The 20,873-nt window shown below is 73.9% G+C and carries 15 protein-coding genes; 8 read left to right on the forward strand and 7 right to left on the reverse strand.

The features are described 5' to 3' along the window. Positions 1-20 precede the first annotated feature (20 nt). The 3 genes from ACFYZA_RS37475 (at position 21) to ACFYZA_RS37485 (ending at position 7,336) form a co-directional block, all read left to right on the forward strand. Positions 21-1,547 (forward strand): hypothetical protein, encoded by a 1,527-nt coding sequence (locus tag ACFYZA_RS37475; protein ID WP_382597828.1) that lies wholly within the window; start codon positions 21-23, stop codon positions 1,545-1,547. Between the two features lie 217 nt (positions 1,548-1,764). Beyond that, positions 1,765-2,670, forward strand: a complete 906-nt coding sequence (locus ACFYZA_RS37480) for a hypothetical protein (protein ID WP_388494823.1) — start codon at positions 1,765-1,767, stop codon at positions 2,668-2,670. Positions 2,671-2,710: 40 nt separating this feature from the next. Continuing rightward, positions 2,711-7,336, forward strand: a complete 4,626-nt coding sequence (locus tag ACFYZA_RS37485; protein WP_388494824.1) for a hypothetical protein — start codon at positions 2,711-2,713, stop codon at positions 7,334-7,336. A gap of 63 nt (positions 7,337-7,399) precedes the next feature. Here the strand turns inward: ACFYZA_RS37485 and ACFYZA_RS37490 are convergent, their stop codons facing one another. Beyond that, entirely contained in the window at positions 7,400-7,849 is a 450-nt protein-coding gene (locus ACFYZA_RS37490) for a hypothetical protein (protein WP_388494825.1), read from the reverse strand. A gap of 346 nt (positions 7,850-8,195) precedes the next feature. On the opposite strand from ACFYZA_RS37490, the gene ACFYZA_RS37495 reads away from it, so the two are divergent. The 4 genes from ACFYZA_RS37495 to ACFYZA_RS37510 are packed head-to-tail and all read left to right on the forward strand — an operon-like array spanning position 8,196 to position 12,558. Next, the gene (locus ACFYZA_RS37495) at positions 8,196-11,057 is read left to right on the forward strand and encodes a nitrate- and nitrite sensing domain-containing protein (RefSeq protein WP_388494826.1); all 2,862 of its coding nucleotides are present in this window, start codon (positions 8,196-8,198) and stop codon (positions 11,055-11,057) included. Next, complete coding sequence (locus ACFYZA_RS37500; RefSeq protein WP_382597838.1) at positions 11,054-11,500, forward strand: roadblock/LC7 domain-containing protein; 447 nt, start codon at positions 11,054-11,056, stop codon at positions 11,498-11,500. The genes ACFYZA_RS37495 and ACFYZA_RS37500 overlap by 4 nt, the downstream gene beginning before the upstream one ends. Before the next feature lie 28 nt (positions 11,501-11,528). Continuing rightward, entirely contained in the window at positions 11,529-11,972 is a 444-nt protein-coding gene (locus ACFYZA_RS37505) for a DUF742 domain-containing protein (RefSeq protein ID WP_229861620.1), read from the forward strand. Further along, complete coding sequence (locus ACFYZA_RS37510) at positions 11,953-12,558, forward strand: ATP/GTP-binding protein (RefSeq protein ID WP_382597841.1); 606 nt, start codon at positions 11,953-11,955, stop codon at positions 12,556-12,558. The genes ACFYZA_RS37505 and ACFYZA_RS37510 overlap by 20 nt, the downstream gene beginning before the upstream one ends. Before the next feature lie 119 nt (positions 12,559-12,677). On the opposite strand, the gene glpK is transcribed toward ACFYZA_RS37510, so the two are convergent. The 5 genes from glpK to ACFYZA_RS37535 all read right to left on the reverse strand — a co-directional run bounded on the left by glpK (position 12,678) and on the right by ACFYZA_RS37535 (position 17,578). Then, on the reverse strand, positions 12,678-14,189 hold the full coding sequence (gene glpK, locus ACFYZA_RS37515; RefSeq protein ID WP_388494827.1) for a glycerol kinase GlpK: 1,512 nt from the start codon (positions 14,187-14,189) through the stop codon (positions 12,678-12,680). A gap of 230 nt (positions 14,190-14,419) precedes the next feature. After that, the gene (locus tag ACFYZA_RS37520) at positions 14,420-15,610 is read right to left on the reverse strand and encodes a lipid-transfer protein (RefSeq protein ID WP_388494828.1); all 1,191 of its coding nucleotides are present in this window, start codon (positions 15,608-15,610) and stop codon (positions 14,420-14,422) included. Continuing rightward, positions 15,607-16,035: a Zn-ribbon domain-containing OB-fold protein gene (locus tag ACFYZA_RS37525; RefSeq protein WP_382597870.1), complete on the reverse strand. Its 429-nt coding sequence runs from the start codon at positions 16,033-16,035 to the stop codon at positions 15,607-15,609. The genes ACFYZA_RS37520 and ACFYZA_RS37525 overlap by 4 nt, the downstream gene beginning before the upstream one ends. Positions 16,036-16,147: 112 nt before the next feature. Further along, positions 16,148-16,516: an Mpo1-like protein gene (locus ACFYZA_RS37530; RefSeq protein WP_388494829.1), complete on the reverse strand. Its 369-nt coding sequence runs from the start codon at positions 16,514-16,516 to the stop codon at positions 16,148-16,150. 210 nt (positions 16,517-16,726) lie between these two features. Next, entirely contained in the window at positions 16,727-17,578 is an 852-nt protein-coding gene (locus ACFYZA_RS37535; protein ID WP_382597849.1) for a M15 family metallopeptidase, read from the reverse strand. Positions 17,579-17,724: 146 nt separating this feature from the next. On the opposite strand from ACFYZA_RS37535, the gene ACFYZA_RS37540 reads away from it, so the two are divergent. Continuing rightward, the gene (locus ACFYZA_RS37540; protein ID WP_388494830.1) at positions 17,725-18,270 is read left to right on the forward strand and encodes an NUDIX domain-containing protein; all 546 of its coding nucleotides are present in this window, start codon (positions 17,725-17,727) and stop codon (positions 18,268-18,270) included. A gap of 32 nt (positions 18,271-18,302) precedes the next feature. Here ACFYZA_RS37540 and ACFYZA_RS37545 read toward each other — a convergent pair whose 3' ends face one another. Continuing rightward, the gene (locus ACFYZA_RS37545; protein ID WP_388494831.1) at positions 18,303-20,657 is read right to left on the reverse strand and encodes a glycoside hydrolase family 31 protein; all 2,355 of its coding nucleotides are present in this window, start codon (positions 20,655-20,657) and stop codon (positions 18,303-18,305) included. Positions 20,658-20,873 lie beyond the last annotated feature (216 nt).

Below are 20,873 nucleotides of genomic sequence, written 5' to 3' on the forward strand. Positions count from 1 at the left end.
GAGGACCTAATCTGTCCAGCGTGACTTCGCCTGCCTCGACGGAATCCGTTCCGCCCCAGCTCAGCGCGGCCGTGCGCCCGGCACCGGGCCCGGCCGCCGACGAGGGTCTCGCGCGCCGGCTGCGCGCGCTGGCCTGCACCGCGCCGCTGCACGACCTCGACGTGCGCAAGGCCAACCTCGCGGGCGAGTACTCGGTGTACGCCATGGCCGAAGTGGCCCTCGCCTCCATCGACCTCGTCACCCTGAACATGGACTTCGACACGGGCGCCGACCACGAGCAGATCGTGGCCCGGCTCGTCCCGCGCGTCGCCGCCCAGGCCCCGGGCCGGCCCACCGTCGAGCACGAGCGGGTGGCCCGCTGGGTCCTGGAGAACCTGATCAACGTCGGCAGCGTCGACCGGGGCTTCCGCGCCGTGTACGGCACGTTCAACCCGGACGGCGTCTACGTCCGCAGGGACTACGACTTCAAGCTCCTCGAAGAGGTCCCCGGGCACGGCGGCGCCGTCTATCTGCGCACCACCGACGAGGCCGTCAACGTCCTGGTGGGCGCCCTCGACACGGACGTCACCAGCGCCCAGATCGCGGCCGAGGTCAAGCTGGAGGTCCTGATCAGCCGGGGCCGCCTCGCCGACGCCCAGCTCGCCGCCGAGCAGGCCCGCTACCGCACGGTCCAGTACGCCGAGACGCTCCGGCGCACCCTGGAGGCGACGCGGCGCAACGTGCGCGCGGTCGACTGGCTCAACGCGGTGCCGGACATGATCGCCGAAGCCCTCGACCACGTCGCCGACCGCTACCGGCACGAGAACGCGATCCTGACCAACATCCGCAAGGCCCGCGACGAGGCGGAGGACCCGGAGAACAAGCGCCGCGCCGCCGAACTCGTCGACATCGTCAAGGACTGCATCCGCCGCCACACCCAGCTCCAGTCCCGCCTCCTGGAGGCCGGCCCGCTGTTCCGCGCCGAACAGGACCGCCAGGCCTTCGCCCGGCCCGCCGCCCGCTCGGGACTCGACCTGTACGGCCAGCTGGTCGCCCCGCTGCTGCCGCTGCCGGTGGAGGACGCGATCCGGGTGACCGACGCCTTCTTCGCACGCGGTACCGGCCTGCGCACCCCGGTGTCGGTACGCGTCGGGGACCTGGTGGACATACTGCTCACGCCGCCCACGGAGCGGGAGCACCTCGGCGCGGAGATGCCCGAGCCCGAGCTGATCGCCACCCCCGACGACAGCCGCTTCAGCGAGGAGCAGCTGGCCTCGGCCATGGAACTGCTCGACCTGGAGCACGACGCGCCCCGCCGCCTCTCGGGCCTGCTGGCCGACGCCCGCCGCCTCGACCCCGAACTGCCGTACCTGGTCGCCCTGTTGGCGGTCCACGCCGCGAGCCCCCCGGTCGGCACGGCCTACCGTCAGGGCGAGGAGCGCCTGCTGTTCGCGGTGGACGACGGTACGCAGCTGGAGGACCCCGAGTTCGGCGGGGCGGACCTGATCGTCGGAATGGCCCTGCTGGACGCGGCGGGGATGGCCGCGGGCCGGACGGAGGCCGCGTGACACGTCCACCCCGGACCACCCCCGGCCCCGGGGGGCGACCACATCCAGCCCCTCCGGCGTCTGAGGAGCGGGGTCTGGGGCGGAGCCCCAGGGGCACCGGCCCGCACTCGAACGACATCCCCCGCGGGGTTGCGGGAAGGGGCGGGGCGGGGAGCAAGCCCGCCGCAGGCGCCCCGCATCCCGCGCCGAGCAACGCACGCACCAAGGAGACCACCCCGTGACCGACCACCCCACCGAGCACGTCGCCCCCGGCGACGAGGCCGAACCGGCGCCCGCACCCGGCACCGGCGGCGAGGGCCGGATCACCCCCGCCGACGCAGCCGACGCCGCGAGGCTCGTCGCCTTCGGCCTCCAGCCCAAGCTGCTCCCCGCCCGCGACGCGGAGTACGCGGACCTGCTCCGCCGCCACCGCGAGGACCCCGCGTTCGCGCGCCTGGCCGACGCGGTCGCGGCGGGCCTCGGCCTGATCGTCCTGGAGGTGTCGCCCCGCGCCGGCATGGCCGTGACCGCCGCCGAGGACTCCGTCTTCGCCGTCCGCATGGGCGACTACGCGCGCCGCGCCGCCGCCCCCGACTCGGCCGACCGGTTCCTGCACGGCCTGGCCCATCTCGCCGTCGCCGCCCTCGCGTTCCCGCGCCCCGAGGACCTCGCCGACGACGGGTACATCGGCCGGATCACCGTGAACGGCGTGGACGCGTTCGTCCGGCAGGCCTGCCGCCGCCTGGAGGAGCGGGCCGAGGAGACCGGCGAGAACACCGACCCCGAGACCGGCGCCCCCGGCCTGGAGGCCGCCTGGCGCATCTACGCGCGGCGCAGCTCCACCGGGGCCACCAAGGACGCCCGCCGGCTCGCCGGTTCGACCACCGGCATCGTCGCCAAGGCCGTCGCCTTCCTCACCGAGTCCGGCTTCCTCCAGCGGACCGGCGACGACGCGGGCGGTGCCTACCGCACCACCGCCCGCTACCAGTTGCAGGTCCGCGACATGGCGGGCAGCGCCGCCCTCACCGAGCTGATCGAGCTCGGCGTGGTCGCGGTCACCGACGGCGGCGCCACCCTGCTGCCGCCGCCCGACGCCGACGACCTGGAACTGGCGGCCGACGCCGGACTGCCCTTCCACTCCTGACCACGCCTTCCGCCCCCCACAACGACGAGAGTCCGCCGACATGTACGAGCTGTCCCGGGTCCGCCTCTACTCCATCGGGCCCGCCGGTGCGCGCTACGCCGACACCGTGCTTGACCTGCGAGGAGTCGGCGCGCCCGTGCCCAACCCGGCCCCCGCGCAGGCCGAGTTCTTCGAGGACGAGCCGGTCGGCCCGCCGCGCCGCCCGGCGCCCGCGGGTGTGCTCTTCCTGGAGAACGGGGGCGGCAAGTCCGTACTGCTCAAGCTGATCTTCTCGGTGATGCTGCCGGGTCACCGCAACACCCTGGGCGGCGCCAGCTCCGGTGTGCTGCGCAAGTTCCTGCTCGCCGACGACTGCGGGCACGTGGCCCTCGAATGGCAGCACACCCTCACCGGTGAGCTGGTCGTGGTCGGCAAGGTCAGCGAGTGGCGCGGCCGTCAAGTCTCCAACGATCCAAGGAAGTTCGCCGAGGCCTGGTACTCCTTCCGGCCCGGGCCCGGCCTCAGCCTGGACTCGCTGCCGGTCGCCGAGTCCAGCGCGATGCGCCCGTCATCGGAAGGCGCGTCCGGCGCCCAGGGCCGGCGCCGCACCATGAAGGGCTTCCGCGACGCCATCACCGAGGCGACCAAGGCCTACCCGCATCTGGAGGTCTACTGGGAGGAGATCCACGACCGCTGGAACGAGCACCTCGGCGACCTGGGCCTCGACCCCGAACTCTTCCGCTACCAGCGGGAGATGAACGCCGACGAGGGCGAGGCCGCCGGCCTGTTCGCGGTCAAGAAGGACTCCGACTTCACCGACCTGCTCCTTCGCGCCGTCACCGACACCCGCGACACGGACGGACTCGCCGACCTGGTCAGCGGCTTCGGCAACAAGCTCGGCCGCCGCGCCGAGCTCACCGCCGAACGCGACTTCACCGCGGGCTCGGTGGACCTGCTCAACCGGATCGTCGAAGCGGCCGAGAGCCGCGCGCGGGCCCGCGACATCCACGCCGGTGCCGAGCGCCGCACCCGTACGCTCGCCCGCCGCCTCTCGGCCCGAGCCGCCGAGGAGCGCGGCCGCGCCACCGACCTCGCCCAGCAGGTCACCGCCGCCGCCCACCACGTCACGCTCGCCGAGCGGGCCCGTGGCACGAGCTCCCTGATCGCCTCCGAACTCGCCTACCGGCACGCCTCGTTGGCGCTCGCCGTCGCCGAGAAGGCGGCCACGGCACAGCGCCGCGAACTGGCCGACGCCCGCACCCTGCACTCCGCCTGGCAGGCCGCCGAGGCCGTGCTGCGCCACCGCGCCGCCGCCGACCGTTCGGCCCGCGTGGCCGTCGCCATCCAGGAGGCCGAGCGGGACGCGGCCCCCGCCCTCGCCGCCCGCGCCAAGGCCGCCGCCGATCTCGTACGGGCCCTGCACACGGCCGCCGGGGACGGCGAGCGGGTCGCCGCCGAGGAGGAGGAGCGCTCGGCCGGCCTCCAGGAGGCGGGGGAGGCCGCGCACCGCGACGCCACCGCCGCCGCGACCGAGGCCCAGCGCGCCCGCAGCGAGGCCGGCCATCTGCGCCAGCGCCTCGCCGAGGTCGAGCAGGAGACCGCCGAGGCGGTCCGCGCCGGCTGGCTCGACGACAGCGCGCCGGACGCCGACCCGGCCCGCGCCGCGCTCGCCGCGAGCGACGCCGAGAAGACCGCGGTGGCCGGCTGGGACATGGCCCGCGAAGCCGCCCGCACCGCCGCCGACCGCGCCCGCGAGGCCGCCTCCGTCGAGGCCCGGGCCGAACTGGCCGCGGCCCGCGCCGAGGACGCCGCGCGCGCCGCCGGGAACGCCTACGACGCCGAGCGCCGGGCCGCCGAGTCGATCGCCGCCGAGGAGCGCCTGGCCGAACTCCTCGGCCTGCCCGGTTCCGGCGCCGCCACCGGGGTGCCCGAGCCGCGCAGGCACGAGGACGAGAAGCTCCAAGGCCCGCTCGGCGCCGAGGAGTTGGACCGCAGCGCGGACGAACTGCGCGCGCTCCTCGACCAGTCCATCGCCTCCGCCGAGCGCCAGCTCTTCGAACTGCGCACCGCCGCCGCCGACGACTCGCGCATCCTCGGCGCGCTCGGCGACGGCGGGCTCCTGCCGCCCAGCGCGGACGTCCTGGCCACGGTCGAGTACCTGGGCGAGCACGGCATCCCGGCGCTGCCCGGCTGGCGCTACCTCGCCCAGGCCGTGGCCCCCGCCGACCACGCCGCGGTGCTCGCGGCCCGCCCCGAGCTCGTCGACGGTGTGGTCATCACCGACCCGGCCTCGCACGCCCGGGCCCGCGAGGCGCTCGCGAATGCCGCCCTGCTGCCGCGCTCCGCCGTGGCCGTCGGCACGACCGCCGCGCTGCTCGCGCCCGTTCCGGCCCCGGATTCGGGCGGCGAGAGCGGCATCTTCCTCGTGCCGCCGAACCCGGCCATGCACGACGAACATGCCGCCGACGAGGAGCGCCAGACGCTGCGCGCCCGCGCCACCGCCCGGGACGAGGAGATCCGCACGCTGGCCGCCCGGCTCACCGGGGACCGCTCGCTCGCCGCCCGGATCGGATCCTGGCGCGCCGACTGCCCGCCCGGCATGCTCACCGAGCTGGCCGCCGCGGCCGACACCACCCGCGAAGCCGCCACGGAAGCAGCGCGGGAGCTGACCGAGGCCCGCACCGTACGGGCCGAGGCGGACGAGGCGGCGGCCGAGACGGCCCGGGTGCGCGAGGAGCGCCAAGAGGCCGCCCAGCGCGCCCGGCGTGCCGCCGACGCCCTGGCCGGGCTCGCCTTCCGGCTCCGCGAGCGGGCCGGCTGGCAGGTCAAGCTCCGCGAACTCGCCGACGAGGCGGCCGAGTCGGAGGCCCGCGCCCAGTCGCTCCTCGAGCGCGCCAAGGCCGCCGACGAGGACCGCCGGGCCGCTCAGCGCGCCGCCGACGACGCCCACCGCACCTCGCGTGCGCTGCGCGCCGAGCGCGCCGAGATCGCGGGCGCCCCCGAAACCCTCCCGGAGCCCGAACCGGACGCCCCCCGCCACTCGCTGCCCGCCCTGCGCGAGGCCTACCGTGCCGCGTCCCAGCTGTACGAGAAGGTCGGCGTCGGCGCCGACCTGCGCGCCGAGCAGGCCCGCGCCGAGAGCGACGAGAGCGCGGCCCTCGCCGAGCTGGACCGGCTCACCAACAAGGTGCGCACGCGTGCGGCCACCCTCCTCGAAGGCACGGACGGCGCGGACGGCCCCTCCCGCCAGGCCGCCGCCGCCCGCGCCGAGTCGCTGGTCCAGATGCTGGAGACGCGCGCCTCCACGGCGAGCGAGCAGCTCGGCCGACTGCGCGGCGAGGCCGAGCGCCTGGCCCCCGCCGACGGCGAGACGCACACCGAACTCCCCGAGGGCCGGATCCCGGCCGACGCCGAGCAGGCCCAGGCCCTGCTGCGTACCGCCACGGCCGAACTCGCCACGCGGACCGACGAGTTGGAGACCTCCCGAGCCGCCCACGCCGAACTGCTCGGCGCCCACCGATCCGCCGAGGACGGGGCCGGCGGCTTCGACGAGACGGCCGCCCTGCTGCGCGACCTGCTACGGGACAACAGCCAGGGCCCGGACGAGGAGAACGCCCCCGAGCCGTACCCGGGCACCCTGGAGGAGGCCCGCCAGTCCGCCACCGAGACGCGCCGCTCGCTGCGCGGCTGCTCCGGCGACCTCTCGGCCGCCGACTCCGCCGTGCGCGAGGCGAGCGACATCCTGGTGCGCCACGCCAACGCGACCCGCTACGAGCAGGTCCGCACCCCGGCCCGCCAGCAGATCCGGGAACTGCCCGCGGCCTCCCTGCCCGAGCACGCCGCCGCCTGGGCCGCCGCCTTCGAGCCCCGCCTGCGCGTCCTGACCGACGAGCTGGAGCAGCTGGAGCGCAACCGCGACTCCATCGTCGACCGGCTGCGCGGCCTGGTGGACTCGGCGCTCACCACGCTGCGCTCCGCCCAGCGCCTCTCCCAGCTCCCCGAAGGCCTCGGCGAGTGGTCGGGACAGGAGTTCCTGCGCATCCGCTTCGACGAGCCCGACCAGGCCACGCTCACCGAGCGCCTCGGGGAGGTCATCGACGAGGCCACCCGCGCGGCCGTCAAGAAGAACTCCGATCTGCGCAGGGACGGCATGTCCCTGCTGCTGCGCGGAGTCCAGGCGGCCCTCGAACCGCGTGGCATCAGCGTCGAGATCCTCAAGCCGGACGCGGTGCTGCGCGCCGAGCGCGTCCCCGTCGGGCAGATGGGCGACGTGTTCTCCGGCGGCCAGCTGCTGACCGCCGCGATCGCCCTGTACTGCACGATGGCGGCGCTGCGCAGCAACGACCGGGGCCGCGACAAGCACCGGCACGCCGGCACACTCTTCCTCGACAACCCGATCGGCCGCGCCAACGCGACGTACCTCCTGGAGCTCCAGCGGGCCGTCTCCGACGCGCTCGGCGTCCAACTCCTCTACACCACCGGCCTGTTCGACACGACCGCGCTCGCCGAGTTCCCCCTGGTGATCCGGCTGCGCAACGACGCCGACCTCCGGGCGGGCCTGAAGTACATCAGCGTCGAGGAGCATCTGCGGCCGGGTCTGCCGCAGCAGGACACCTCGGGCGAGACCGTGCACGGCGAGATCACCGCGACGCGCATGTTCAAGAAGCCCGCCGCGCAAGGGAGTTGAGACCGCGCGAGGGAGCTGACGCGCGGCGGCACCACCGGCGCTGAGCCGTGGCGGCGGGCCGGCTCAGGCGCGGGACAGCCGCTGCCCCGAGCCGTCCGTCGACCGTATCCGGGCCCCGCGCTCGCCGGCGCGGGCGGCCCGCCGGGCCCGGCGCCGCTCCTTGCGCAGCTTGCGCGCCGTGCTGCTCGGTATCGACACCACGCCGTTGCGCTGGTTCCACACCTGGCGGGTGATCCAGACGTCGAGCACTCCCCAGGTCGCGAGGACCGTGCTGCCGACGGTGCTCAGCACCATCGGAAAGGCGAGCCACGAACCGGCGAGCGTGCTCAGGAAGGCGATCATCGCCTGCATCAGCGTCGCCGCGACGATGATGACGGCCCGCACGGCCGCGGTACGCACCGGATCGGGCAGACGCGGTCGCACGGCGGGCTCTTCGACCCACAACGGCTGCTGCTCAACGCTCATGCCTTCATTCCTCCCCACCCGCGGGGCCTCGATGCCTCGCCCCGTCATGGCTCCACGCCGTCTTCGCGCCGCCAAGTCCCGTTCGCCACGGCCCGCTTCGAACCCGTGTACCCCCACCGCCCCACACCACCCAAACAGTCAGACGAACGGAACTCCCGCAAGATTCCCGGGATTTGCCCGGAACGAAGACTTCCAGCCATCTGCCCCCAGGGGCGAAAAGCCGCCATGACGCCTGTCCCCGGCGTCGAATGAGGGCTCCATCTCCCGGAATACCAGGACAACTCATGATCACCGCCTTCCAGGGCGGCCGAAAATCGTCCGGACGTGCCTTCGAGTTGTCTCTGTGTCAGTAGTAGGCTCACGCCGTTTGTTGACGGTTGATCTGGGGGAGGCCATGCGCTTTCGCGGGAAGTCCATCCGCAGGAAGATCGTGGCGTTGTTGCTGGTGCCGCTCGTCTCCCTCAGCGCCCTGTGGGGATTCTCCACCTACCTCACCGGCCGGCAGGCCAACGAGCTGATGAACGTGGCGAACATCGTCAAGAAGGTCGGCTACCCCATCGAGGACACCGTCCGCGTCATCCAGCAGGAGCGCCGCCAGACCCTCGTCTACCTCGCCGACGAACGCCCCTCCGACGCCCTCGCCTCGCTGCGCGGCCGCCGCGCCGCCACCGACACCGCGATGGCCGCCATCCGTGCCGCGGCCCGTGACTCCGATGTCCGCAGCGACCTCCAGCCCGTGGCCAGGGACCGCCTCAAAGCCGTGCTCGACGGCTTCGACTCGATCGCCGCGCTGCGCCGCTCCGTCGAACAGGGCACCCTCGACCGGCCCCAGGCGCTGGACTTCTACAACCGCCTCATCGACCCCTGCTACAGCTTCCTCACGAATCTCCACGCCCTGGAGAACGTGGAGATGGACAAGCAGGGACGCGCCCTCGTCGGCATCACCCGCGCCCGCGAGATGCTCTCCCGCGAGGACGCCCTCGTCGCCTCCTCCCTGATCACCCCGAAGACCACCGCACCCGAACTGCGCCGAATATCCGACCTGGTGGCCAACAGGCAGCTGCTCTACGACACCAACCTGGAGATCCTGCCCAGCTCCGAACGCGATGTCTTCGAGCAGTACTGGCGCGGCCCCGACACCGAGGCGCTGCGCAGTGCCGAGGCCGCCATCGTCGACGCCGGGCCCGCCAAGGACCCCCGGCACATCGACGCGACCCGCTGGCAGCAGGCCGTGACCCCGGTGCTCGACCACCTCGCCCAGATGGGCACCGAGGCGGGCAACCGCTACCAGGACCGGGTCGAACCGGTCGCCTTCAGCGTGCTGATCAAGGCGGGCCTCGCCGGCGTCCTCGGCCTTCTCGCCCTCCTGGTCTCCCTGTTCATGTCCGTACGCGTCGGCCGCGAACTGGTCCGCGACCTCACCCGGCTCCGCAAGGAGGCCCACGAGGTCTCCGGCGTCCGCCTGCCCAGCGTGATGCGGCGCCTCGCCGCCGGCGAGCAGGTCGACGTGGAGACCGAGGCGCCCCGCCTCGACTACGAACGCGACGAGGTCGGCCAGGTCGGCCAGGCCCTCAACACCCTTCAGCGCGCCGCCGTCGAGGCCGCCGTCAAGCAGGCCGACATGCGCCGCGGCGTCTCCGAGGTCTTCGTCAACCTCGCCCGCCGCAACCAGGTACTCCTGCACCGCCAGTTGACGCTCCTGGACACCATGGAGCGGCGCACCGAGGACACCGACGAACTCGCCGACCTCTTCCGCCTCGACCACCTCACCACCCGCATGCGCCGTCACGCCGAGGGCCTGGTGATCCTCTCCGGCGCCGCCCCCTCCCGCCAGTGGCGCAAGCCCGTCCAGCTCATGGACGTCGTACGGGCCGCGGTCGCCGAGGTCGAGGACTACGAACGCGTCGAGGTGCGCAGGCTGCCCCGGCTCGGCGTCGGCGGCCCGGCCGTCGCCGACCTCACCCACCTGATCGCCGAACTCCTGGAGAACGCCACGGTGTTCTCGCCTCCGCACACCGCCGTCCAGGTGCACGGCGAGCGGGTCGCCAACGGGTTCACCCTGGAGATCCACGACCGCGGCCTCGGCATGGCCCCCGAAGCCCTGCTCGACGCGAACCTGCGGCTCGCCGAGACCCCCGAGTTCGAGCTCTCCGACACCGACCGGCTCGGCCTGTTCGTGGTCAGCCGGCTCGCCCAGCGCCAGAACGTACGCGTCTCGCTCCAGCCGTCACCGTACGGAGGCACCACCGCCGTCGTGTTCATCCCGGCGACGCTGCTCACCGACGCACCCGAGACCGAGGGCACCGGATTCCGCCTCGACCGCAAAGCGGCCAAGGGCGACGGCAGGGACGGTTCCGAGACGCCTCGCCGCGCCCTTTCGCCCATGCCGGTCGGCATCCCCGGCCAGTCGGTCCTGGACGGACCCGTCGAACTGGAGCCCCCGCTCGACCCGTTGGGCCTGGACGAGCCCTCCGTGTTCGAGGCGCCCCCGGGCCGCGACGCGGTCGAGCCGGGACGCGGTGGACTGCTGCGCTCGGCCCGTCGCGCCACGGACTCGCCCGACGACCGCCAGCAGCACCAGCAGGCCGCCGACGAGGGCGAGGAGCTGGACCCGCTGCCCCTGCCGCGCCGGCACCGGGTGCCGACCCTGGTCAGCGACAACGGCCGCCGCGTCGACGGCCCCGGGCGCGGCCATCCGGCATCCGAGCCGGACCCCGCGCCCCGGGAGGGGCAGGCCGTCGAGAACCGGCTGCCCGAGCGCCGCGCGCCCCAGCCGTCGCGACCCGCCGCACCCCGGGCCGAGCCCCCCGCCCCGCAGCCCCTGCGGCCGGCGCCCCGGCCCTCGGGCCTGACGCCGGTCAAGCCCGGCGGCCTCACCGGGCCCGCTCAGGGCGGCCTCGCCAACCCGGCCGACCTGCCGGGCGCACCCAGCTCGGCGCCCTCCTGGGGCAGCCTCCCCGACCCGCAGGCCGACGGCGAGCCCTCGCTCGGCGGACTGCCCCGCCGGGTGCGCCAGGCGAGCCTCGCCCCTCAGCTCAAGGACGTCCCCGACGGCCGGCGCGCCGCGGCCGAGCCCGACGACGGGCCCGACCCGGAGCGCGACGCCGACGAGGTGCGCGACCGCATGGCCTCACTGCAGCGCGGCTGGCAGCGCGGCCGCAGGCGCAACGAAGCCTCGGACAGCGCGGATGGACCGTCCGCGCGGGACCGGGGCGACACCGCACGACGAACCACACCGGAGGGGGACGGTCGATGACCGCGCCACAAGACTCAGCCGCAGTACGCAACACCACCGGGAGCGGTTCCGGCGAACTCAACTGGCTCCTGGACGAGTTGGTCGACCGCGTCGGCTCCATCCGCAAGGCCCTGGTGCTCTCGGGCGACGGCCTGGCCACCGGAACCTCGCGCGACCTGACCCGCGAGGACGGCGAGCACCTGGCCGCGGTCGCCTCCGGCTTCCACAGCCTCGCCAAGGGCGTGGGCCGGCACTTCGACGCGGGCAAGGTCCGCCAGACCGTCGTCGAGCTCGACGACGCCTTCCTCTTCGTGACCGCCGCTGGCGACGGCAGCTGTCTGGCCGTCCTGTCCGACGCCGACTCCGACGTCGGCCAGGTCGCGTACGAGATGACCCTGATGGTCAAGCGGGTCGGCGTCCACCTGGCCACCGCACCAAGGACCGGCCTGCGCGCCGGAGGGTGAGCGGGGTTCGCCATGAGCGGGGGACGCGATGAGTGAGGCAGACCAGCGGGCCCAGGACCAGCTGCGGGCCCCCTCGGACGCGACCGCTCCCGGGCGGCCGCACCACTGGTTCGACGACGACGCGGGTCCGGTGGTGCGGCCGTACGCCATGACGCGCGGCCGCACCACCAGCGCGGGCCAGCACCGCCTCGACCTGATCGCCGTGGTCGTCCCGGAACCCGCCGCCGACGACCCCGGCCGAGACCAGACGCTCTCACCGGAGCATGTGGAGATCGTCGAACGCTGCGGCGACTCCCCGCAGTCGATCGCCGAGCTCGCGGCCGGACTCGACCTCCCCGTCGGGGTGGTCCGGGTCCTGGTCGGCGATCTCGTCGCCGACGCCCTGGTGCACGTAACCCGACCCGTTCCGCCGGCCGAGCTGCCGGACGAGTCCCTTCTCCGCGAGGTGATCAATGGCCTTCGGGCGCTCTAGCCGCAGGAAGCGGCACGTCGATCCGGTGACGCTCAAGATCCTCGTCGCCGGCGGCTTCGGCGTCGGCAAGACCACCCTGGTCGGCGCGGTGAGCGAGATCCGCCCGCTGCGCACCGAGGAACGCCTCAGCGAGGCGGGCCGTCCGGTCGACGACCTCGCGGGGGTGGAGGGCAAGAGCACCACCACGGTGGCCATGGACTTCGGGCGCATCACGCTCCGCGAGGACCTGGTGCTCTACCTCTTCGGCACCCCGGGCCAGGACCGGTTCTGGTTCCTGTGGGACGAGCTGGCGCAGGGCGCGCTCGGCGCGGTCGTGCTCGCCGACACCCGCCGCCTCGAGGACTGCTTCGCCGGCATCGACTACTTCGAGCGGCGCGGCATCCCGTTCACCGTCGCCGTCAACTGCTTCGACGAGGCGGCCCGTTACCCGGCCGACGCGGTACGCGCCGCGCTCGACCTGGACCCCGAGGTGCCGCTCCTCATGTGCGACGCGCGGGTGCGCGAGTCCGTCAAGGAGATCCTCGTCGGGGTGGTCGAGCACGCCATGGAGATGTCCGCCAAGTCCCGGCAGCATGCGGTGACTTGACGCTCCTTGTGCCGAGGCGCCGAGGCGCCGAGGTCGACGAGCACGCCCGCGAGACCGGCCACGCCACGCGGCCCGTACCCCCGCCGACCGGGGTACGGGCCGCGCGTTCGTGGGGGCGGCTACCGTTCGTCCTCCTCGTGCCAGCCGAGGCTGCGCTCCACCGCCTTGCGCCAGTTCGCGTACTCGCGCTCGCGGACCGGTCCGGCCATGCGCGGGGACCATTCCGCATCGCGCTGCCAGTGCGCCGCCAGCTCGTCGAGGTCCGACCAGACACCGGTGGCGAGACCCGCCGCGTAGGCCGCACCCAGACACGTCGTCTCCGACACCTTGGGGCGGATCACCGGCACCCCGAGCACGTCCGCCTGATGCTGCATCAGGAGGTTGTTGGCCGTCATCCCGCCGTCCACCTTGAGGGTGGTGATCCGTACGCCCGAGTCCTGGTACATGGCGTCGACGACCTCGCGGGTCTGCCAGCTCGTCGCCTCCAGGACCGCGCGGGCGAGGTGCGCCTTCGTCACGTAGCCGGTCAGGCCGGTGATGACGCCGCGCGCGTCCGAGCGCCAGTAGGGCGCGAAGAGCCCGGAGAAGGCGGGCACGATGTAGGCCCCGCCGTTGTCGTCGACGCTCGCCGCCAGCGCCTCGATCTCGTCCGCGTGGCGGATGATGCCGAGCTGGTCGCGGAACCACTGGACGAGCGCCCCGGTGATCGCGATCGAGCCCTCCAGACAGTAGACCGGCGCCTGTTCGCCGATCTTGTAGCCGACCGTCGTGATCAGACCGCTCTTCGAGGCGACCGGCCTGGTACCGGTGTTGAGGAGCAGGAAGCTCCCCGTCCCGTACGTGTTCTTCGCGGTCCCGGTGGCGTAGCAGGCCTGCCCGAAGACCGCCGCCTGCTGGTCGCCGAGCGCCGAGGCGACGGGCACCCCGGCCACGGGCCCCACGGCGGTTCCGTACACCTCGGCCGAGGAGCGGATGTGCGGGAGCACCGCCCGGGGCACGTTCATCGCGGCGAGGATCTCGGGGTCCCAGTCCAGGGTCTCCAGGTTCATCAGCATCGTGCGCGAGGCGTTGGTGACGTCGGTGACGTGGACGCCGCCGGACGTGCCGCCCGTCAGGTTCCAGATCAGCCAGGAGTCGATGGTCCCGAACGCGATCTCGCCGCGCTCGGCGCGGGCGCGAAGGCCGGGCACGTTGTCGAGCAGCCAGGCCGCCTTGGGGCCCGAGAAGTAGCTCGCGAGCGGCAGTCCGGTGGCCTCGCGGAACCGGTCCTGCCCGTGCTCGCCGCCGAGTTGGTGGCAGAGCGCGGAGGTCCGGGTGTCCTGCCAGACGATCGCGTTGTGCACGGGTTTTCCGGTCGCCCGGTCCCAAAGGACGGTCGTCTCGCGCTGGTTGGTGATGCCGAGTGCGCCGAGCTGCCCGGCGCGCAGCCCCGCCCGGGCGAGCGCGCCCGCGACCACGGCCTGCACCTTGGACCAGATCTCGGTGGCGTCGTGCTCCACCCAGCCGGGCTTGGGGAAGATCTGGCGGTGCTCACGCTGGTCGACGGCGACGATCGCCCCGTCCTGGTTGAAGATGATGCAGCGGCTGGAGGTGGTCCCCTGGTCGATCGCGGCAACGAACCGGTCCGTCATGGCTACCCCTGGTTCTCTAGGCTGCGGCGCGCTTCCCATGGCGGCAAGGCCGGTCGAGCGGGTACTCCGGGGGGTGGACGCGGCGATGCCGAGAGACAACGGGCAGTTTTCACCGCTTATGACGGACCGTCAAGGTTGCCTGCGGCAGGAGCTGTTGGGCATCCGCGCGGTCATGCGGTTGGGTACGCGCGGGGTGTCCGCCACCGGGGCGGGGCAGCGGGCGTGGCGGTTCAGCGCACCGCCACGACCGACGATCCGTGTCCGAACAAGCCCTGGTTCGCGGTGATGCCGACCCGGGCCCCGGCCACCTGGCGATCCCCTGCCGCACCCCGCAACTGCCAGGTCAGCTCGCAGACTTGGGCGATCGCCTGGGCGGGCACCGCCTCTCCGAACGACGCCAGTCCGCCACTGGTGTTGACCGGGATCCGCCCGCCGAGCGCCGTCGCCCCGTCCCGCAGCAGCTTGGCGCCCTCGCCGACTCCGCACAGCCCGAGGTCCTCGTACCACTCCAGCTCGAGCGCGGTGGACAGGTCGTACACCTCCGCGAGCGACACGTCCTCGGGCCCGATGCCCGCCTCCTCGTACGCGGCCCGGGCGATGGAGGCCCGGAAGGAGTGCGGGGCGGGCTCGACGGAGGCCGCCGAGTCGGTCGCGATGTCGGGCAGGTCGAGCACCGCCCGGGGGAAGGTGGGGGTCACCGTCGAGACCGCGCGGATGCGCACCGGGTCGGCGGCGCCGTGCCGGCGCGCGAAGTCCAGGCTGGTCAGGACGAGGGCCGCGGCGCCGTCGGAGGTGGCGCAGATGTCGAGCAGCCGCAGGGGATCGGCCACCACCGCCGAGGCGGCGACCTCCTCGGCGCTGACGGCCTTGCGGTAACGGGCGTTCGGATTGAGCGCGCCGGCTGCCGCGTTCTTCACCTTGACCTGCGCGAAGTCCTCGACGGTGTCGCCGTACAGGGCCATGCGGCGCCGTGCGTAGAGCCCGAAGTAGGCCGGGTTGGTGGCGCCGAGCACCCGGAAGCGCAACCAGTCCGGATCGTCCGGCCGCTCACCCCCGGCCGGCGCGAAGAACCCCTTCGGCGCGGCATCGGCTCCCACCACGAGCACCACATCCGCGAGCCCGGCCAGGATCTGCGCCCGCGCCGCGCCGATCGCCTGAGCCCCGGAGGCGCAGGCCGCGTACACGCTGGTCACCCGCGCGCCCTGCCAGCCGAGCGCCTTCGCGAAGGTCGCCCCCGCCACATAGCCCGGGTAGCCGCCGCGCACGGTGTCGGCGCCGACCACCGACTCCACATGGGTCCAGTCGATGCCCGCGTCGGCGAGCGCGGCCCTGGTCGCGGCCCTCCCGTACTCGACGAAACTCCGGCCCCACTTGCCCCACGGGTGCATTCCCGCACCCAGTACCGCGATGTCGCCGCTCATGCCGCCACCTCCACGGGCCGCCAGTGCCAGGTCGTCCAGGTGGTGTCCGCGTCCTCGTTGAGGACACCCGGCACCACCTCGACCTCCATGCCGACGGCGAGGTCGGCGGCGCTCACCCCGGGCACCGCCTGGCCGAGCACCACCATCCGCTCGGCCGCCAGCTCTACGGCGACGAGCACATAGGGCTCCCACTCCACGTATGGGTCGGACACATAGGGGGAGGGCGGGCGATAGCGGCCGTCGGTGTAGGACCACACCCGGCCGCGCGGGGACAGGGGGACCTCCGCCAGCTCTCCGCCCGCGCAGCCGGGGTTGCGGCAGTAGGCGTCCTCGCGCGGGAAGAAGACGGAGGAACAGGCGGTGCACCGGGTGCCGAGCAGCCGGAAGTCCTGCCCCTGGGCGTCCGTGAACCAGCCCGCGACCACAGGCGTGCGCGTGCGTGCTTCTGTCAAGGCCCCTCCCGGCATGGTCTTCTGACGGAACGTCAGAAGTGTGCCACGGGCAACCGGAGTTGGGGAGGGGTGGTCCGGACCCGCCTCAGCGGTTCTCGGCGAGCCACTTGGCGGCGATCTCGCCCAGCTCGCGGTCCCGTCCGGCCAGCATCATCGAGATCATCTGCCGGTCCCCGCGCAGCGACCAGGCGGGGTGCCCGAAGGTGGCCGGGTTGTTCTTCTCGATGAACCAGTGCGCGGGCCACGCGGTCCCGTACCCGATGAGCGGCAGGGCGAGGGCGTACCGCTTGCGTCCGCGCGCCAGCCCGTAGGCGCTGAGCGCGAGCCCGGTGAGGGTGCCCGTCAGGTGGACCCAGCGGGTGGCGGCCCGGGAGTGCATCGCCACGTAGTAGGGCCAGAACTCCTCGTACGAATCGAACGTCCGCCGTGTCGTGTCCGTCGTCGTGTTGGTCATGCGACAGAACCTAATCGCTCCCGGGAGAACCGGATACGGCTGCTGTGCGTCCGAAAGGGCAGAGCGGGCGCCCGGGACCCACGGGGGTGGCCCCGGACGTCCGCTCGCACCTCAAGCGGAACCGCCACGGTGATCGTCCAGCACTGGCAGTGCCGGGGCGGACAGTCGAACCGGAAGACGGTCCCGTCCTCAGTGACCGCGGTCCCGTCCTCAGTGACCGGCCACCGAGCGCCAGGACACCGGGAAGTCGAAGTAGGTGCTGGGGAACGGCTCCGGCTGATACGTGAAGTGCCACCACTCCTCGGGCAGGTTGACGAACCCCTGTGCCGCCAGGGTGCTCTTGAGGAACTGCCGGTTCGCCCGCTGGACGCCCCGGACACGTGGGTCGTCGGTGTGTGCCAGGGTGTCGAAGCAGTCGAAGCCGGTGCCCATGTCGAGCGAGTTGTCGGGGAACCGCTCGCCCTTGGGCGCGTAACAGGGCACGAGCCGCTGCCCCGGGCGGTACGGCCGGGTGGGCAGGGCGGGCAGTCGCACGACCGTCAGATCCATCGTGCTGCCCCGGCTGTGCCCGGACTTCTCGGCGATGTAGCCGTCCGCGAAGAGCCTCGACTTGTCGACACGGGGGTAGAACTCCGCCTTCATCCGCTGGTCGTCCAGGTCCTTGGCCCAGCGCACGAAGTGGTCGACGGCCCGCTGCGGCCGGTAGCAGTCGTACACCTTCAGCGAGTAGCCCTGGCGCAGCAGTTTCAGCTGTGCGCGGTGGAGGGCCTCGGCGGCGGGGCGGGTCAGGACGCACAGCGGCTGCCGGTAGCCGTCGATGGGCTCGCCCACGAAGTCGTGCGGGGTGATGTACCGCATCTCCTGAATGATCGTGGGGTCGACGGTGCGCAGCGCCACGAACTCCCCGGGCGCCGTCGGTCCCGGCGTGGCCCGCGCGGCGGGGGAGAGCGCCGTGATGCCCAGCAGCGCGGCAGCGGCGGCGACGGCCCCGCGCGCCAACCGCGACCGGCGCGACGCGATGCGCCGGAAGGGGGTGCCTGATCCATCGGTACGTCGTGTCATGTGCACACCCTCTATCAGGTCAACTGCCTTACGGGGAAGGGCGATCACCTCGGCCGTCGGCCTTCGGTACGCCTCGGCGCCACTCGGCGTCCGGCCTTCGGTGCACTGTGGCGCGGCCCGGGCAGCGGTTCGGTTAGAGTCCGCGCGTGACCGCCAACCCGAAGCAGCCCCTGCCGGACTCCCACTGCGCCGCGTGCGGAGCACCGTACTCCGCCCCTGGGGACGGCTGGCCCCGCTCCTGCGCGGCCTGTGGCGCGATCGCCTACCGCAATCCGCTGCCCGTCGCCATCGCCCTGCTGCCCGTGACCGACGCCAGGGGCTCGGCGCTTGTCGTCATCACGCGCACCATCGAGCCCCAGCGGGGCGGCCGCGCGCTGCCCGGAGGATTCATCGACTTCGGCGAGAGCTGGCAGGACGCGGTCGTCCGGGAGCTCAAGGAGGAGACCGGCATCGAGGTGCCGGTCGCCGAGGTCCGTCTGGCGGACGCCCTCAGCTCCCCCGAACACCTCCTGCTCTTCGGCCTGTTGCCGCCGTGCCCCGCGGAGCTGCTCCCGCCCTCCCGGCCGACCGACGAGAGCGACGGCTGGCAACTCCTGCGCGAACCGGCCGAGTTGGCCTTCCCGCTGCACACCGAGGCGGTACGCAAATGGTTCGCGGGGGAGTACGGCCGAGGATGGACGCACCTCACCTGACGAGGCGTCAACGACGGGCCCGACCCGCCTCTTCAGCGCACCGCCCCCCGCACCCGGACCGGGTGGCCGACCTCGGTGCCGGCCCCGCCGTCGACCCGCTCCACCACCACCCGGCCGTGGTCCACCCGGGTCGTGAACCGCTCGGCCTTCGCCTGCGCCCAGCCGTCCCCCGCGTCCCGCACCAGGAGCCCGCCCCCGGTGCGCCCGGCGGCAGGCGCCCACACCTCGAGCTCCAGGCCGCCGTCCTCACCGCGCACCGGGATCACCGAACCGGCCCGCGCGAGCACCGGGATCCGGGACAGGGGAGCGTTGAGGAGCACCTGCCCCGGCCCGTCGTGGGCCTCCCCGGTCGCCGTGTCGTACCAGCGCCCGCGCGGCAGCCGCACCGCCCGCCGGTCGGCGCCGCGTTCAAGGACGGGGGCCACGAGCAGCGCGTCGCCGAGCAGGAAGGAGTCCTCGCAGTCGCGCAGCGCCCGGTCGGCCGGCGCGCCCCACCACAGCGGGCGCACATAGGGCGCCCCGGTCAGCCGCGCCAAGTGGGCCAGCGTCACGAAGTACGGGTGCAGTCGCTGCCGTTCGGCCAGCGCGGCCCGCGCACCCTCCAGGACCTTCGGGCCGAACTCCCAGGGCTCGCGCCGCCCGGCCCACTTCGCCGCGTGCGTACGGAACAGCGGCAGCCACGCGCCGAGCTGGAACCACCGCAGAAACAGCTCGGGCGAGGGGCTGCCGGTGAAGCCGCCCACGTCGGGCCCCGAGTACGGCACCCCGCACAGGCCGAGGCCGAGCACCAGGGAGAGCGAGGCGCGCAGGCCGGGCCAGCCGCTCGACACATCGCCCGACCAGGTGCCGCCGTAGCGCTGCATTCCGGCCCAGCCGGAGCGTGAGAAGAGGAAGGGCCGCTCGTCGGGGCACAGCCGGGCCAGGCCCTCGTACCCGGCGCGGGCCATGCAGAGGCCGTACACGTTGTGGGCCTCGCGGTGGTCGCCGCCCCGGCCGTCCAGGTCGTGCCGGGCGGACCTGGGCAGTGTCGGATCCCCGAACGGGGCGAAGGCCACCGGCTCGTTCATGTCGTGCCACACCCCGGCGAAGCCCTGATCCAGCCGCTCCTGGTACTGGCCGCCCCACCAGGTGCGCGCCGCCGGATCCGTGAAGTCCGGAAAGGCGCACTCGCCGGGCCACACCTCGCCGCGCACCTCGTGCCCGCGGGCGTCCTTGACGAAGGCCCCGGCGGCGAGCCCGCTCTCGTACAGCGGGTTTCCCGGTTCGGCCCGGACCCCGGGATCGACGATCGAGACCAGCCGCACCCCGTCCCGCGCGAGGTCCTTGGCGAGGCGGGGCAGGTCGGGGAAGGCGGACTGGTCGACCGTGAAGACCTGATGGCCGTCGTAGTGGTCGATGTCCAGGTGCAGCGCGGACAGCGGCAGGTCGCGCTCGGTGTACCCGCCGACGACGCGGCGCACCTCCCGCTCGCTGCCGAACCCCCAGCGCGCGTGCTGCGGGCCGAGCGCCCACGACGGCGGCAGGGCGGGCGCGCCGGTCAGCGCCGTCCAGCCCTGGAGCACCCGGGCCGGGGTGCCCGCGAAGACCCAGCAGCGCAGCGGGCCCCCCTCCATGCGCAGCTCGCTGCCGCCCGGCCGGTCGTGACCCGACCCGGCGCCCTCCTCGCCCTCCCGCAGCACCACCCGGCCGTCCCAGGTGCTGTCGTAGAACGCCAGGTGACACCCCGCGTCCGCGACGACCAGCTGGACCGGCATCGTGATGTACAGGGGGTCGTCGCCGGGGCCGAAGCCGCCGCCGGGGTCGGTGTTCCACAGCCGGTACGTACCGTCCCGAAGGCGCGGCCCGTCGGCCCGCCCGCCGAGCCCGAAGAACCGTGCGTCGGCGGCCACTTCGGACCGCTGCAGCCAGCGGGCGGGCCCGCCGTCGACCGGCTCCCACCAGCGCGGCGGCAGCTCGCGCCGCAGCACGACGCCGCCCGGTGTGCACACGTCGACCGTGCCGTGCCGCGAGATGACCACGGTCAGCCGCTCGGAGACGACCCGCCAGCCGCCGTCCTTGTCCGGCTCCAGAACGGCCCGTGGATCCGGCTCGGGGGCCCGGCCGCTCAGGGCGTACGACGGCTCGGGCCCGGCGCCGTCCCAGCCCCAGAACACCGCGCCGCCCGCCGCGACCCGCACCTCCAGCTCGGAGCGGGCGAACCGCACCACGCCCCCGCCGGGCCTCGGCTCCGCCTCGGTCACCGCCCCCGGCACCCGGGCCCGCTCCGGCCCGCGCACCGGCAGGTCCCGCGCGTCCGCCCGGCGCCGCCGCAGGGCCGAGCGCACCGCCCGCAGCCCCCGCACCGAACCGACCGCCTTCACCGAGCGCACCAGGTCATCGCCGTTCATGCAGATCACCCTGCCACCCGGATGGCCTCGTGGGCGGTTCGTTCAACTGCCGTTCACCCGTGGTGGCGCCACATGCCCGGGCGGCCGAGTATGGGTGGCACACCCTGGTGCGGAAGACGATCACATGGCATCGTCCCTGTCAGCCGCCTCACGCGCACACCCCTCGCGTGTGCGCGGGAAACACGCACATCACGCGTTACAGCCCGGGAGCCGACC

This window comes from Streptomyces sp. NPDC001828, from assembly GCF_042892175.1.
GTDB lineage: Bacteria > Actinomycetota > Actinomycetes > Streptomycetales > Streptomycetaceae > Streptomyces.